Origin of the sequence: Kocuria rhizosphaericola, assembly GCF_044462205.1 — a bacterium.
Lineage (GTDB): Bacteria > Actinomycetota > Actinomycetes > Actinomycetales > Micrococcaceae > Kocuria > Kocuria rhizosphaericola.
The window spans coordinates 27,856-42,943 of record NZ_JBISWK010000170.1 but is presented as its reverse complement, the minus strand read 5'-3'; the positions used below and the strand labels follow the sequence as shown (position 1 = coordinate 42,943).

General features: G+C 74.4%; 9 protein-coding genes. 3 read left to right on the top strand and 6 right to left on the bottom strand.

Annotation, left to right across the window (positions count from 1 at the left end; genetic code table 11):
- Positions 1–8 precede the first annotated feature (8 nt).
- Together ACH9D2_RS17405 and ACH9D2_RS17400 are read right to left on the bottom strand one after the other, a co-directional pair.
- Positions 9–2,996 (bottom strand): UPF0182 family membrane protein, encoded by a 2,988-nt coding sequence (locus ACH9D2_RS17405; protein WP_396364085.1) that lies wholly within the window; start codon positions 2,994–2,996, stop codon positions 9–11.
- A gap of 157 nt (positions 2,997–3,153) precedes the next feature.
- Positions 3,154–4,233 (bottom strand): YlbL family protein, encoded by a 1,080-nt coding sequence (locus ACH9D2_RS17400; RefSeq protein ID WP_396364084.1) that lies wholly within the window; start codon positions 4,231–4,233, stop codon positions 3,154–3,156.
- A 217-nt stretch (positions 4,234–4,450) separates the two neighbouring features.
- On the opposite strand from ACH9D2_RS17400, the gene ACH9D2_RS17395 reads away from it, so the two are divergent.
- Entirely contained in the window at positions 4,451–5,893 is a 1,443-nt protein-coding gene (locus ACH9D2_RS17395) for a zinc-dependent metalloprotease (protein WP_396364083.1), read from the top strand.
- Here ACH9D2_RS17395 and ACH9D2_RS17390 read toward each other — a convergent pair.
- A complete protein-coding gene (locus ACH9D2_RS17390; protein WP_396364082.1) occupies positions 5,869–6,438 on the bottom strand; it encodes a M48 metallopeptidase family protein in 570 nt (189 codons plus the stop codon). The two genes, ACH9D2_RS17395 and ACH9D2_RS17390, sit on opposite strands and share 25 nt — an antisense overlap.
- Positions 6,439–6,598: 160 nt before the next feature.
- Here ACH9D2_RS17390 and ACH9D2_RS17385 point away from each other — a divergent pair, with 160 nt between their 5' ends.
- Positions 6,599–7,432: a hypothetical protein gene (locus ACH9D2_RS17385; protein ID WP_396364081.1), complete on the top strand. Its 834-nt coding sequence runs from the start codon at positions 6,599–6,601 to the stop codon at positions 7,430–7,432.
- On the opposite strand, the gene ACH9D2_RS17380 is transcribed toward ACH9D2_RS17385, so the two are convergent.
- A complete protein-coding gene (locus ACH9D2_RS17380) occupies positions 7,423–9,255 on the bottom strand; it encodes a UvrD-helicase domain-containing protein (RefSeq protein WP_396364080.1) in 1,833 nt (610 codons plus the stop codon). The two genes, ACH9D2_RS17385 and ACH9D2_RS17380, sit on opposite strands and share 10 nt — an antisense overlap.
- A complete protein-coding gene (gene nudC / locus ACH9D2_RS17375; RefSeq protein ID WP_396364079.1) occupies positions 9,249–10,328 on the bottom strand; it encodes an NAD(+) diphosphatase in 1,080 nt (359 codons plus the stop codon). Before nudC ends, ACH9D2_RS17380 begins: the two co-directional genes overlap by 7 nt.
- A gap of 96 nt (positions 10,329–10,424) precedes the next feature.
- Here nudC and ACH9D2_RS17370 point away from each other — a divergent pair, with 96 nt between their 5' ends.
- Positions 10,425–11,558 (top strand): phosphotransferase, encoded by a 1,134-nt coding sequence (locus tag ACH9D2_RS17370; protein WP_396364078.1) that lies wholly within the window; start codon positions 10,425–10,427, stop codon positions 11,556–11,558.
- Positions 11,559–11,576: 18 nt separating this feature from the next.
- Here the strand turns inward: ACH9D2_RS17370 and ACH9D2_RS17365 are convergent, their stop codons facing one another.
- Positions 11,577–15,074, bottom strand: coding sequence for a UvrD-helicase domain-containing protein (locus ACH9D2_RS17365; protein WP_396364077.1), 3,498 nt, complete (start codon positions 15,072–15,074; stop codon positions 11,577–11,579).
- Positions 15,075–15,088: the final 14 nt, after the last annotated feature.

Genomic DNA, 15,088 nt, shown 5'->3' with positions numbered 1-15,088 from the left:
CAAATCGGCTACCCGGCGGGCTGCTCGGCCGGTTCCTCGGGGGCCAGGGCGCCCTCGGTCTCCGGGGTAATAACGCCCTCCGCCTCGAGCGCCCGCTCGATGGCGTCCTGCAGCCGGTCCTGGGCCTCCCCGTAGGAGTTCCAGTCGCCGTCCTGCAGCGCCTGCTGGGACTCCTGCACCGCCTGGTTGGCGTCGCTGAGGGCGTCCTCGAGGCTGCCGCCGCCGGCCGGAGCGTCCGCACCGTCCTCGCCGGCTGCGTCCGGAGTGCCGGCCTCGGCGTCCTCGACGCCCGCACCGGCCGAGGTCTGAGCCCCGGAGTCGCCGCCGAAGACCTCGTCGAGCGCCTCCTCCAGGGTGGGCGCGAAGCCCACCTCCTCACCGAAGCCGACGAGCACGCGGCGCAGGGTCGGGTACGCGGCGTCGCCCGAGGACTGGACGTAGACGGGCTGGACGTAGAGCATCCCGCCGCCCGCGGGCAGGGTGAGCAGGTTGCCGTTGATCACCTCGGACGCGCCCTGCCGGAGCAGGTTCAGCTCCGTCGAGACGTCCGTGTCCGAGTTGAACAGGTTCTGGGCCTGGCCGGGACCGGGCACCACGGAGGACCGCGGCAGCTCGAGCAGGCGCAGCGTGCCGTACTCGTCGCTCTTCACCCCGTCCTCGCCGGTGCCGGCGTCGGAGTTGGCCGAGAGGTAGCCGTACATCACGTTGCGGGTGTTGCCCGTTTCGGACTGCTGCGGGATGAACGACGTGGTGAGGGAGAAGTTGGCCTCGTCCTCGCCGGGCATGCGCATCGAGAGGTAGTACGGGGGCAGGGCGACGTCGGTGTCCTGGGTCGGGTCGTTGGGCACGGACCACACGTCGTTCTCGCTGTAGAAGTCGTTCGCCTCCGTGACGTGGTACTCGTTGAGCAGCTCCCGCTGGACCTTGAACATGTCCTGCGGGTACCGAACGTGCGCCATGAGCTCGGAGGACATCTCCGAGTAGGGCCGGAGCGTGTCCGGGAAGACGTTCTGCCACGCCTTCAGCACCGGGTCCTCTTCGTCCCACGCGTAGAGGGACACGGAACCGTCGTAGGCGTTCACCGTGGCCTTGACCGAGTTGCGGATGTAGTTGACCCGCTCCGGCGGCAGGGTCGCGGCGGCGCCCTGGGCGGTCTGCGTGTCCTGGGTCGCCTCCTGCAGCACCGCGGGGGTCGAGTACGGGTAGGCGTCCGAGGTGGTGTAGGCGTCCACGATCCACTGGACCTGGCCGTCGATGATGGCCGGGTACGGGGCGCCGTCGACCGTCAGGTACGGGGCGACCTTCTCGATGCGCTCGCGCGGGTCCCGGTCGTAGAGGATCTGGGACTCCGGGCGCACGGCGTCCGAGAGCAGCAGGTCCGAGGACTGGAACTTGATCGAGTAGGCCAGGCGGTTGAAGAAGTTGCCGATGCTGGGTCCGCCGTTGCCGGCGAACGTCGTCTTGGCATCGCCGGCCTCGTCGCCCGCCGTCTGCGGGCGGTCGAGCTCGAGCGGCTCGTCCCCCTCGCCGCCGCCGACGATCGAGTAGTTCGGCGAGTTCTCGCCGAAGTAGATGCGCGGCTCGTAGTCGTCCGAGATCACGCCGTCGGAGGGGATGCCGGCCTGCATGAACTGCGGCTTCCCGTCCGCCTCGACCCGGCTGCCGTAGGCCGCGACCACACCGTAGCCGTGGGTGTAGACCACGTGCTGGTTGTACCAGCCCTGGTTCTGCTCCGGGTTGAGCTCACGCGCGGCGATCACGGTGTCCTGCACTTCGCCGTCGATCTCGTAGCGGTCGACGTTGAGGGTGTCCGGGAACTGGTAGTAGGGCCGGAACTGCTGGAGCTGGGAGAACGCGGCGGAGACCACGTTGGGGTCCAGCAGGCGGATGTTCGACGTCGTCTCGGTGTCCTGGCGCAGTGCGCCCGGCTCGGTCTCGGTCGTGGCGTCGTAGGACATCACCTCGGTCTCGTCCAGCTCGTAGGCCATCCGGGTGAGCTCGATGTTGCGCTGGATGTACTCGTTCTCCAGCGCCTGCTCCGTCGGGGTGACCTGGAAGCGCTGGACGCCCCACGGGTAGATCCCGCCGGCCACCACGGCGACCACGAGCAGCATCGCCGTGCCGATGAGCGGCAGCCGCCAGCGGCCGATGAAGGACGCCACGACGAAGAGGATCGCCACGATCAGGGCGGCCACCGCGAGGATCGCCTTGGTGGGGATCACGGCGTTGACGTCGGTGTACAGGGCTCCCGTCCACGACCCGGACGAGGACTGCAGCGTGGAGTACCGGTCCAGCCAGAAGTTCGCGGCCTGGAGCAGCAGGAACAGCGCGGCCAGCACCCCCAGGTGGACGCGCGACGCCCGGGTGGTGCTGAGCCCCCGCTCGGTGATCCGGATGCCGCCGTACACGTAGTGCATCAGGATCCCCGCCACACCGGCCAGCAGGATCGCCGAGACGAGGAAGCCGATGAGGAAGCGCAGGAACGGGAGGGTGAAGACGTAGAAGCCGAGGTCGAGACCGAACTGCGGGTCCTCCTGGCCGAACGGCTCCTGATTGAGGAACAGCAGGACCGTGTCCCACTGGGTCATCGCCGTGCTCGCCGCGAAGAGCCCGAAGAGCACGGGAACGACCACCATGACGATCTTGCGGACCGGTTCCAGGGCCTCCTGGTAGCGGCGCAGGTTGTCGTCCACGATGGACTCGGCCGTGATCGGCCGGTTCCGGTAGGCGAGGAAGAGGCTGGCGAACATCAGCACCGCCACGAGCACGGCGGCGACCACGAAGATGATGATCTTCGTGACGTTCTCCGTGACGAACACGCTGAGGTAGCCGAGCTGGTCGTACCACAGGACGTCCGTGTAGAGCTGCGTCAGTCCCACGAAGGCGGCCACGAGCACCAGGACGACCACGACCGTCGGCCACAGCGCACCCCGTTTCCGCCGCTGTCCTGCTGGCTGCTGCCTCGGTGGTCGGGGGGCTGTTGGTCCGGCGGTCACTGGTTACCTCTGCAATCGGCGTCGTTCGTCAGGTGTGGTGCGTGGAGTCGTGGGGTGCGGTGTGCGTCGGGGAGGAGGGCCCCCGGCGGGTCGCCGGGGCACCCCGTCCATTCTGCCCGCGGGCTTCTCGGGGGTGCAATCGTGCACGCGGCGGTCGTCATCGGGGGGCGCACGCCGGCAGCGCCGAGAGGTCCCGGCCGGCCCCGACCGCCTCGGCCGCGGCCGCGGCGTCGTCGAGGGTGCGCACGGACACCACCGTCAGCCCCTCGGGGACGTGCCCCTCCACCTCGGCGCAGTTGCCCTCCGGGGCGAGGAAGACCTCCGCCCCGGCCGCCGCGGCGCCCTCGAGCTTCTGCCGGATGCCGCCGATGGGCCCCACCTCCCCCTCCGGGGTGATGGTGCCGGTCCCGGCCACGTGCCGGTCCCCGGCGATCGAGCCCGGGGTCAGCTCGTCGACGATGCCCAGGGCGAACATCAGTCCCGCGCTCGGCCCGCCGACCTCGTCGAGCTCGAAGGACACGTCGATCGGGAAGTCGTAGGCGGGCACGAGGTACACGCCGAGCTGCCAGTTCCCCGACTCCTCGTCGCGCACGGTGTCCACCTCGACGTCGCGCGGGGTCCCGGAGCGCTCGACCCGCAGGGTGACGCCCCGCTCCCCCGCCGCGTCGAGGGCCGACTTGAGGGACGGCAGCGAGGAGACGGGCTCCCCGTCCACACCGCGCAGGACGTCGCCGTGCTCGAGCACCCCCTCCGCGGGGCCGTCCGGGACGGTGCCCTGCACCGAGAGCCGTGTGCTGAAGTCCTTGCCCAGGTGCGTCAGGGCGGCGGCGATCGAGTCCTCCTGCGAGGTGCTCATGGCCGCCATGCTGTAGTCGGCGGCCTCCTCGTCCGAGAGGTCCCGGGGGTAGAGGGCGTCGGCCGGCACGACGGAGGCGGACGGGTCGAGCCAGGACCCGAGGACGGTGAGCACGTTGACGTTCTTGTCGGGCCCCCCGGTGACGTAGACCGTGGTCAGGTCCAGGACGGACTCGCTCGGATAGGTCGGGGCGCCGGAGACCCCCAGCAGCTGCCGGCCGTCGTGCTCCCCCACCGTGTTGAACGTGGGCCCGGGCGCCTCGATCACGAACGGCGCGGGCAGCACCGTCCCGGCCAGCAGCAGCCCGACGGACCCCAGCAGCGCCCATGACTCGAGGTCGCGGCGGCGCAGGGCACGGCGCGGGCGGGGGGGTGCGGTCACGGGCGGTCCTCGGCGGTCGTCGTCGGTGGGACCGGAGGCCGTGAGGCCGTCCGGTCCGGACGATCCACCTTATCGCGCGGGACCCTGCCCTGAGCTTCCAGCGAACTGGGAGTTGGCTCATGGTCGGCCCCGTCCGGTGCTCGCTACGCTGGGAGCAGAGACGTCGGGCGCGCCCGTGCCGCCCGATCCCCCGACCCGACCGAAGAACGGTGGACCCATGACTCCTCAGCCTCCCAACGACCGTACCGGGAACAACCCCGGGGACGACTCCGGCGACGGCCCCAAGGACCCCTTCCAGGAGATGCTCGAGCGACTCATGGGGCAGAGCGGGATGAGCCCCGAGGACCTCCAGCGGGCGGGCATGCCGGTGGATCCCCAGGCGATGTCCATGATGTTCCAGCAGATCCAGTCCATGATGGGCGCCGGGGCGTCCGAGGGGCCGGTCAACTGGAAGCTCGCCCACGACCACGCCCGGCGGATCGCCGCCGACGGCGGGGACCCGTCGGTGACCCCCGCCCAGCGCGGCGCGGTCGAGGACGCGATGCGCCTCGCCGAGCTGTGGCTGGCCGACCACACCGAGTTCGGCCAGACCTCGGTCCGGCCCCAGGCGTGGTCCCGCGCGGAGTGGATCGAGGCCACCCAGGAGACCTGGAAGGACATGACGGGCCCGGTCGCGGAGTCCGTGACGAAGGCCCTTACGGACGCCCTCACCCAGCAGCTGCCCCCCGAGCTGTCCGCCATGATGGGCGGGGCCTCGGGCATGCTCGCCGGCGCGGGCGGGATGCTGTTCGGGATCCAGCTGGGTCAGGCCATCGGCGGCCTGTCCCGCGAGGTGCTGTGCTCCACCGACATCGGCCTGCCGCTCGCGGAGGGCCGGTCGGGACTGCTGCCCGCCAGCATCAAGGGCTTCGGCGAGGGCCTGGACATCCCGGCGCAGGAGATCATGCTGTACGTCGCCGTGCGCGAGGCCGCCCACGTCCGCCTGTTCGCGGCGAACCCTTGGCTGCGCCAGCACATCCTGGACCTCGTCAAGCGCTTCTCCGCGGGGATCCACATCGACATGGCCCGCATCGAGGAGGCCGCGCGGGACATCGATCCGATGGACCCCTCGAGCATGCAGGAGGCCCTGTCCTCCGGGATCTTCGCCCCGCAGCAGACCCCGGACCAGGAGGTCACGCTCAAGCGGCTCGAGACGGTGCTGGCCCTCGTGGAGGGCTGGGTGCACGTGGTCACCGTCGCCTCGACCGCCAACCTGCCCTCCGCGGAGGCCCTGTCCGAGACCGTCCGGCGGCGCCGCGCCTCGGGGGGACCCGCCGAGCACGCGTTCGGCTCCCTCGTGGGGCTGGAGCTGCGCCCGCGCCGGCTGCGCGAGGCCGCGCAGTTCTGGCAGTACGTCGGCGAGCGCCGCGGCGTGCAGGACCGGGACGGCCTGTGGGACGCCGCGGAGCTGCTGCCCACCGACCAGGACCTGGACGACCCCGCGGGCTTCACCGAGCGCCGCGGGCTGCTCACCGCGTCCGAGGACGAGGTCGACGCCGCCCTCCAGCGGCTGCTCTCGGGCGGCTACGAGGGGCCCGGCACGGAGGGTGCTCCTGGCCCGGACGGCGATCCCGGGCGTCCGGAGGGCGAGGGGCCTCAGGACGGGGACGGCTCCCGCTGATCCGCCGCGGCGCCGTCCGCCTGCCGGTGCGCCCACGCCGCGCCGTCGAGGAAGGCACGGGCCTTCTCGGCGAGCGGATAGCGGGCTTCGAGCTCCCGGAACCGGGGGCTGTGGTCGGCCTCGAGCAGGTGCGCGAGCTCGTGCACCAGCACGAAGTCGAGGACCCACTCCGGAGCCTCCTGGAGCTGGGCCGAGATCCGGATGACGCCGGTGGCGGGTGTCGCGGAGCCCCACCGGGTGTGCTGCCGCCCCGACCAGCGCACGTCCGAGGGTCGGGCGCGGCCGTCGAGGTGGCGCCGGGACAGCTCCTGGGCGCGCCGCAGGAGACGGTCGCCGGAGCGCCGGTCGGCGCCCTTGGCCGCCTCGCGGCGCCGGCGCTCCACGACCCGGGGCACCAGCTCCCGGGTCCAGTGCTCGATCTCCCGCCGGGTGGCCGTCTGCGGGACCGAGAGCACCACCGTGTCCTCGCTCCAGTGGGCGGACACGGTCTTGCGCCGGCGGGCGGAGCGGCGCACGACGACCTCGGGCTGCGACGGAACGGGCATGGAGCCATTGAACACGTCGCGGGCGCGGGCCGCGAAACGCCGCCCGCCAGTGTGCACGGTCCCCGGACGTGGACTGTGGACGGCCCCTCCCCGGGGGCGGCGCGGGCGCGGCCCGGGTGACAGTGGCGGCGTCCCGCCCGCGCGTCCCGGAAGGCGTCCCGTGCCCACCACCCCGTTCCCCGGTCCCCGTCGGGGCCACCAGCAGGACCCGGTCCTGCCCCCGTCCTGCCTCGAGCGTCCCCGCCCGGACGAGGTGCACGTCCTGCTCCTGGGCCTGGACGGCCTCGCGGCGGCGCTGGCCGTGCGCCTGCTGCGCTGCGGCGTGCTCGGTCTCAACGTCAACGACGCCGCACCCGTGACGGCCGCCGACGTCGGGGGCGGCGCGTACCGGCCCGCGGACGTCGGCCGTCCCCGGGAGGCAGCCCTGCGCCGGAGGCTGCGCGAGCTCGATCCCCGCTGCGTCCCCGTCAGCGCGCCGGAGCTGTTCCCCGGTGCCCTGCTGCCGGGCACCGTCGTGGTGCACAGCCTCGGGCACCCTGCCGCTCCCCCGGCCGACCGGTCCCTGCCCGGAGCGGCGGAGCCGGACTCGTGGGCGGGGATCGATCCCCGGCACCCGCTGGTGTCGCTGCACCGTGCCGGCGGTGTCCTGCTGCGCTGGCCCACCGTGCCCTGGGCGCACCGGCCCTGCCCGGACTGCGTGCGGGCGACGCTCGAGGGCCGGGAGCCCGGCACGGCGCCGCGCGGTCCGGCCGCCGTCCTCGCGGCGTGGGCGGCTCCGGCCCACGGGGAGGCCGTCGCGGCCCGGCTGGCCGTCGAGGTGCTCGCGGTGGCCCTGGACTCGCTGGGCAGCGGCAACGGCCGCGGGCAGGGGCCCACGGCCCGGGAGCGGAGCGGTGCAGAGCACGCGACCCTCTTCGCCCCGCCGTGGCCGGACGCGGTGTCCTGGCCGGAGCTCGACCGGAGCCGGTGCCTGTGCGGGCTCGATCAGGAGTGAGCGCGGGCGCCCCGCGGGCGGGACCCGCGCTGGGGCGGCCGGGGGCCCTCCGTCTCACGCAGGGCGTCGAGGAACCGTGAGGGCCTGCGCGTGGGCCGCCCTCCCGGGGTGCGGGACAGGGTCCAGGAGAGCACCAGGTGCTCCCGGGCCCGCGTGATGCCCACGTAGAGCAGCCGGCGTTCCTCGTCGATCTCGTCCGCGGTCTCGGCGAAGCCGATGGGCATCAGGCCCTCGCTGAGGCCCGCCAGGAAGACGGCGTCCCACTCCAGGCCCTTGGCCGAGTGCAGGGACGCCAGGGTCACCCCGTTCATCACGGGGGCGTCCTGCTGGGCCGTGCGCCGCTCGAGCTCCGCGGCGAGGTCGGGGAGGACGAACTGCTCCTCGCGGGCCGCGGCCTCCGCCGCCATCCGGTCCGCGAGGGAGACGAGCGCGGCCAGCGATTCCCACCGCTCGCGCACCGCACCCGTGGACCGTGGTGCCCGGTCGGAGTAGCCCAGGGAGGAGAGGATGTCGCGCACCAGGCGCGTGGGGTCGTCGGTGGCCTCGGCCGCCCGCGCCGCGGTGCGCAGCTGCACCACGGCCTGCTTGACCTCCGGGCGGTTGAAGAACCGTTCCGTGCCGCGCAGCTGGAAGCCGATGCCCGCCTCCGCGAGCGCGGTCTCGAAGGCCTGCGACTGTCCGTTGGTGCGGAAGAGGACGGCGATCTCGGCCGCGGGCACGCCGTCGTCGATCAGGTCCTGGATGCGCGCCGCCGTCCCCGCCGCCTCGGCCTCGTCGTCCGCGTACTCGTTCCAGGACGGGCGCGGCCCGTCCGGGCGCTGCGCCACGAGACGCAGCGGGGTGGCCCAGGCGCCGGGGGTCGACCCCCGCGCCGGCCGGCGGGCGGCGAGCAGGCGGTTGGCGGTCTCCACGACCTGCGGGGTCGAGCGGTAGTCGCGCACGAGCTCGATCACCCGGGCCTTCGGGTGCCGGGCCGGGAACTCGAGCAGGTGCCGGGAGGTCGCACCGGTGAAGGAGTAGATCGTCTGGGAGGCGTCGCCCACCACGCAGACGTCGTCCCGGCCCCCGAGCCACGCGTCGAGGAGGCGCTGCTGGAGCGGGGAGACGTCCTGGTACTCGTCGACGACGAAGTGCCGGTACTGCTCCCGCACGGTCGCGGCGACGCGCTCGTCCTCCTCGAGCACGGCCACCGTGAGCAGCAGGACGTCCTCGAAGTCGATGAGGTGCCGGTCCGTCTTGAGCTCCTCGTAGGACTGGTACAGGCGCTGGACGGTGCGCACGTCGTAGTTCAGCGGCATGTCCCGTTCCCCGGCCCGGGCCGGGTAGGTGTCGGGGGTGAGCATCGAGACCTTGGCCCACTCGATCTCGGCGGCGAGATCCCGCACGGCCGCGCGGTCCGTGGACAGGCGCATGTTCTGCGCGGCCTCGGTGATCAGCCGCGCCTTGTGCTCCACGAGCCCGGGGAGGGGCCCGCCCACGGCCTGGGGCCAGAAGTACTGCAGCTGGCGCAGGGCGGCGGCGTGGAACGTGCGGGTCTGCACCCCGGAGGCCCCGAGGCGGCGCAGCCGGTTGCGCATCTCGTTGGCGGCGCGGGCCGTGAAGGTCAGGGCCAGGACCTTCTGCGGGGTGTAGACGCCCGTGGCGATGCCGTAGGCGATCCGGTGGGTGATGGCCCGGGTCTTGCCCGTGCCGGCGCCCGCCAGCACGCACACGGGTCCGCGCAGCGTGGTCGCGACCTCCCGCTGCTCGGGGTCCAGGCCGGCGAGGATGCGCTCCTCCAGGGTCGACTCCACGTCCGTGGCCGCCTCGCCACCGGTCACCACGCGGTCTCCGGCAGGTCCTCGCCGAGCCAGTGCTCGATGAGCGCGTGCGCGATGGAGACGCGTCCGGGGAGGGTCACCGCCCCGGTGCGCGCCGCCTCCCGCAGCTGCGCCCGCGTGAACCAGCGCAGCTCCAGGATCTCCTGACCGTCCGGGACGGCGGCCCCCGAGTGCACCACGGCCCGGCAGCCGAGCATCAGGGAGCGCGGGAACGGCCAGGGCTGGGAGCCCAGGTACTGCACGTCCCCCACGGTCAGGCCGGCCTCCTCGGCGACCTCGCGGACCACGGCCTGCTCCAGGGACTCCCCCGGCTCCACGAACCCGGCGAGGGTCGAGAACCGGTTGCCCTTCCAGAGCGCGGAGCGCCCCAGCAGCAGCCGCTCCCGCGCGGGATCGGGGTGGCCGTCGCTCACGGCCACGATGATCGCGGGGTCGGTGCGCGGGAAGTGCAGGGAGTCGTCGTTGCGGCACTGCCGGGCCCACCCGGAGCGGATCACCTCGGTGGGCTCCCCGCACTGCGGGCACCGGGGGTGGTCCCGGTGCCAGAGGCCCACGGACTGGGCGGTGACGAGCAGCGAGGTGTCCTCCGCGGGGAGCACCGGGCCCAGTTCCCGCAGGCCGGCCCAGCGCGGCTCCTCCCCGCCCCGGGCGGCGGCGAACGCGGTGACCGCCGCCACGAGGGGCTCGGGCACCGCGAAGGGCTCCGCCGCGGCGTCCTGCCCCCCGGGCTCGGGGGTGGCGACGGCGCGCAGCAGGACCCGGGGGCCGCGGGCTCCGTCGGCGCCGGGCAACCGGCCCAGGTAGACCTCCGGGCGGCGGGGGTCGTGCGGGACGGCCGGGAGCTCGGCCGAGGGTACCAGGACGAGGGCGTCGCCGGCCACGGGGGCGAGCCCGCCGGCGAGCACGAGCACGAGCGTGGCGGGGTCCTGCGCGGCGAGCACGCGGACGTCCTGGAGCTCACGGTCGACGGCGTCGCGGTCGAAGGCCGTCGCCGCGAACGGCAGGCGGGCCGGAGCGAGACGCTCGGGGGCGGGGCGGGAGCCGGGGACGGGCTCGGGGAGGGAGGAGGCGGGCACGCCTCCACTGTAGCGACCCGGGCGGACCCGGCCGGGGCGGGTGGGGACGGGGACGGCGGCCGCGTCCCCTGCCGGGCCTCTTGTAGGGTGGACGCCGTGAGCACGTCCCTCGAGCACCTGGCCGCCGTCGCCGCCGCAGGCGTCCCCGGACTCGCGCCCGTGGCCGTGGGGCCCTCCCCTGACGACGACGCCGACTTCCGCTCCGCCGTGGTCGTCGACGCCACCGGCCGGCACTGGCGGGTGCGGTCCCCGCTGAGCCCCGAGGCGAGCGTGCGCCTGGAGACGGAGCACCTCGTGCTCCGTTCCTTCACCCCCGCCGTCCGGTCCCGTCTGCCGTTCCTGGTCCCCACCGCCGCGGGCTGCGTGGCGCACGGGGACCTGCACGCCTTCGTGCACTCCCACATCGAGGGCGCCCCGCTTGACATCGATGCGCTCGCCCGCATGGCCGCGGAGCCGGACCCGGAGCACCACCGGCACGTGCCGAGCGCCGATCCGCCCCCCACGCTCGCCGTGCAGCTCGGGCGGCTGCTGGCCGCGATCCACGCGCTGCCGCCCGCCCTGGTCCTGGACGCCGATCTGCCCGGCTACACCGCCGAGCAGTGCCGGCTGCGGCGGCTCACGGAGCTGCGCCGCGCCGCCGACACCCAGCGCGTGCCGGCCGCGCTGCTGCACCGGTGGGAGCGGGTCCTGACGGACCGTGCCGTGTGGCGGTTCCAGCCGCGAGTGGTCCACGGCGACCTGCAGGAGGACGACCTCGTGATCTCCCGCGGGCGGGTCCGCGGGGTGACCGGGTGGACCGATCTGCACGTGGGCGACCCCGCCGAGGACTTCGCGTGGCTCTTCGCGGCGCGCGACGCGCGCCTCGCCGAGGGAGTGCTCGAGGCCTACGCCGCGGCCTGCCGCCGGACGTCCTTCCAGGCCCCCGACCGGGAACCGGACCCGCACCTGCTGGACCGGGCCCGGCTGGACGCGGAGCTCGCCCTGGCGCAGTGGCTGGTGCGCGGCGTGGACCGCGGCGCGCAGGACCTGGTGGCGGACGCGGAACAGATGCTCGCCACGCTCGAGCAGGACGTCGCCCCTCGCCCCGGGGCGGCACCGGGGGCCGCCGTGCCGGAGGGCTCTCCGGAGCCCCCTGTGCAGACCGGTGCCCCCGAGCGGCCGGATCCGGCCGGCGCCCCCGAGGGCCCCGCCGGCCGGACGCCGCAGGCGGGGCCGGAGGACCCCGCCTAGACACCCCGTGCGGCCCCGTCAGGGGCGCAGCACCACGTCGTAGGCGTCCCGGACCACCGCCTCGAGCTCGTCGGCCCCGGAGAGGTCGTGCGGGCGGACCACCCGGTCCTCGGCCACGTAGTAGAAGGCGGCGGTGACCTCCTCGAGCGGTACGGTGCGCAACCGGGACCACGCGAGCCGGTACACGGCCAGCTGCGCCGAGCGCTGCTGCAGCTCCCGGCCGGACGGCGCCCGCCCCGTCTTCCAGTCGACCAGCTCCCACGTGCCGTCGCCGTTGCGGAAGACGGCGTCCACCCGGCCCCGGACCGTGATCCCGGCGATCGGGGTCTCGAGGGGGAACTCCACCGCGTACGGCTGGCGGTCCGCCCAGGGGCTCGACCGGAACGTCGCGGCGAGCTCGGGAAGGTCGTAGGCCGCGTCGACGTAGTCGTCGGCGGTCCCGGGCAGCTCCCCGACGTCGAAGATCGCCGAGCTGCCGTAGTACTGCTCGATCCAGGCGTGGAAGGTGGTGCCCCGCCGCGCCGCGGTGCCCGGCCGGCGCGGCATGGGCCGGCGCAGGCCCGACACGACCTCGAGGGGGTCGCGCGCGAGCGCCACGAGGGTCGACGCCGAGACGTGGGACGGCATGGGGACGGTCCGCTCCGTCCGGCCGTCCTCGTGCCGGGCCAGCAGGATCTTCGCCTCCTCGGACCACCGGCGCGGGTCGGGCGCGAGCCCGTCGCGCTCCGCGACGCCGAGCAGGTCCTCGACGTCGAGGTCCGCGGTGTCCTCGAACCCGCGTTCCCGAACCGCTCGGGCGGCGCGCTCGAGCACGGCCCGGCGGCCGAGGTGCGGGGGCGGGCTCACGCGCACGGCGCTCCGCCCGCCCTCGTCCGTCACGGTCTCGGTGACCTCGGGGCCCTCCAGCGGGTCGTACGGCCACGGCGCGCTCAGCACGGTGGCCGCGGCCGGGTTGCGTGCCCCTTCCGGCACCTCGGCCCAGGGGCCGAGGCGGACGGGCGGCTCGGGGCCCTCGATCAGCGGCGCCAGCTCCGAGACGAACGCGGAGGGCCCCTGGCCCTTCGCGGCCGTGCCCCGGAACGCGGTGCAGGACAGCTCCAGGACCTCCCGGGCCCGGGTCACGGCCACGTAGGCGAGGCGGCGCTCCTCGTCCTCGGCGTGCTGGGCGGCGAGCTCCAGGTACTCCGCGTGGGACTCCTCGAGAGCCTTGAGGTCGGTCGTGTCCACGGCCCACTGCGGCAGGAACCGGGCGTCGCCGCGCAGCGGCCAGGCCAGGGTGCCGGTGTCGAGGGTCCAGCGGGAGGGCCTGTCGGTCGGGAAGTTCCCGGCGTTGAGGCCCGGGACGTAGACGTGGTCCCACTCGAGGCCCTTGGAGGCGTGCACCGTGACGAGCTGCACGGCGTCGTGCCGCGTGCGGTCGGGTCCGGGCTCGAGCCCGTTCTCCTCGGCGAGCGTGACGTCGAGCCACGCGAGGAAGGCCGAGACGTCGCTCGTCGCGGAGAACGCGGTGAAGGACTGCGCGGCCTCGTGGAAGGCGTCCAGGTTGCGCCGCGCCTGGTGGACGGGGCGGTGGGGGTGCGCGGCCACCTCGACGTCGAGCCCGAGGACCGTCTCGACCTCGTGGAGCAGGCTCGGCAGGTCGTCGGAGAGGAAGGAGCGCAGGTGGTCCAGCTCCGCCCGCAGCCGGGTCAGGCGCTCCCGCGCCGTCTCGGACAGGGTGCGGGCGTGCGCGGAGGACCAGCCGGGCCGAGGGAGGGTCTCGAGGGCCTCGACCAGTGACGCGTGGTCGGAGAGATCGGGTTCGACGAGGGCGTCCTCCTGGGCCTCTTCCGGGGTCACCGGGCTCTCGAGGTCCTCGGCCCGGCCCGCCTGCGCGGCCTCCGTGCGGCGGCGTTCCAGGTGCGACGCCCAGTCGGCGAGCGCCATGAGGTCCCGGGTCCCGATCCGCCACCGGGCGCCCGCGAGCAGCCGCACGAGGGCGTCCGATCGGCCGGGGTCGTCCAGCACCCGGAGGGTCGCGACGACGTCGGAGACCTCCGGCGTGCTGAGCAGTCCGCCCAGGCCCACGACCTCGTAGGGGATGCCCCGGGCGGCGAGCTCCCGGCGCACGGGCTCGATCTGCGAGCGCTTGCGGCAGAGCACCGCCATGGTGGGCATCTGCTCCTCCGGCTCGCCGCGGTGCTGCTCCCGGCGGGCCCGCACCCGCTCCGCGAGCGCGACGGCCTCCTCGACGTCCGTCGTGAAGCGGCTGATCCGCACCCGGCCGGTGCCCGCGCCGGGCCGCGGGGTGAGCTCGGGGACGGCGAGGGAGGACCTGCTGCGCGCCCACGCCGGGAGGGTCCGCAGGGGTGCGGCGATGGTGTTGGCGACGTCGAGGATGCTCGCGTCGTTGCGCCACGCCGTGGTGAGGAAGCTGGGCTCCCCGTCCTGGCCGGGGGCGACCGGGAAGGAGTCGTAGAAGCCGAACAGCTGGCCGGACGAGGCTCCGCGGAAGCCGTAGATCGACTGCTGGGGGTCGCCGACGGCCATCACGGAGTGCCCGTGCCCGAAGAGGGCGGCGAAGAGCCGCAGCTGCGCGTGCGAGGTGTCCTGGAACTCGTCGAGCAGCACCACCCGGTGCCGTTCCCGTTCGGTCCGGCGGGCGGCCGGGTCCTGTTCCGCCAGCCGGGCCGCGGCGGAGAGGAGGTCGCCGAAGTCCATGGCCTGGGCCTCGTGCTTGCGCCGGGCGAAGTCGGCCACGAGCTCGGCGAGGACCCACGCGGTGCGCTGGTTGTCCTGGACCTTCTTCAGCTGGGCGCCCAGGGTCTTCTTCCGCCGCCCCGGGGGTGTCGTGGCCAGCGCGCCGAGCAGCTGGGCCGCGAAGCGCTCCACGTCCGCCGGGTCCACGAGGTGCTCCGCGCACGCCGAGGCGAGGTCGAGGACCGCGCCGACCATGGTCGACTTCGCGGGCATGGTCTCGAGCAGCTCCCCGGTCCAGGCCTCCACGGTCTGCGCGGCGATCTGCCACGTCCGGGCCTGGCCCAGCAGCGTGGTGTCCGGCTCGATCCCGATCCGCAGCCCGTAGTTGCGCACGAGCGTGTTGGCGTAGGAGTGGTAGGTGCTGACGGTGGGGTCCTGGGGCGCGGCCGGGAGATCGTCCTCCTCGGGGCCGACGGGCGCGACGAGCCCTTGGGCGCGCAGCCGGGCGAGCCGGGAGCGCATGCGCTCCCCCAGTTCGCCGGCGGCCTTGCGGGTGAACGTCACGCCGAGGACCTGGTCCGGGGCGACGACGCCGTTGGCCACGAGCCAGACCACCCGGTCGACCATGGTGGCGGTCTTGCCCGAGCCCGCGCCCGCGACGACGAGCCGGGGCGTGAGCGGGGCGGAGATCACCGCGGCCTGCTGGGCCGTGGGCCGGTTGCCGCCGAGCAGCTCGGCGAGCTCCTCGGGGCTGTACCGGGGCTCGACACCGCCGTAGGGGTGCTCGGCCGGGTCGTGCCGGGCGCCGTCGCCGGGGGTGCGGGGGGCGTCGGTCATGGGCGGTGTCGTCT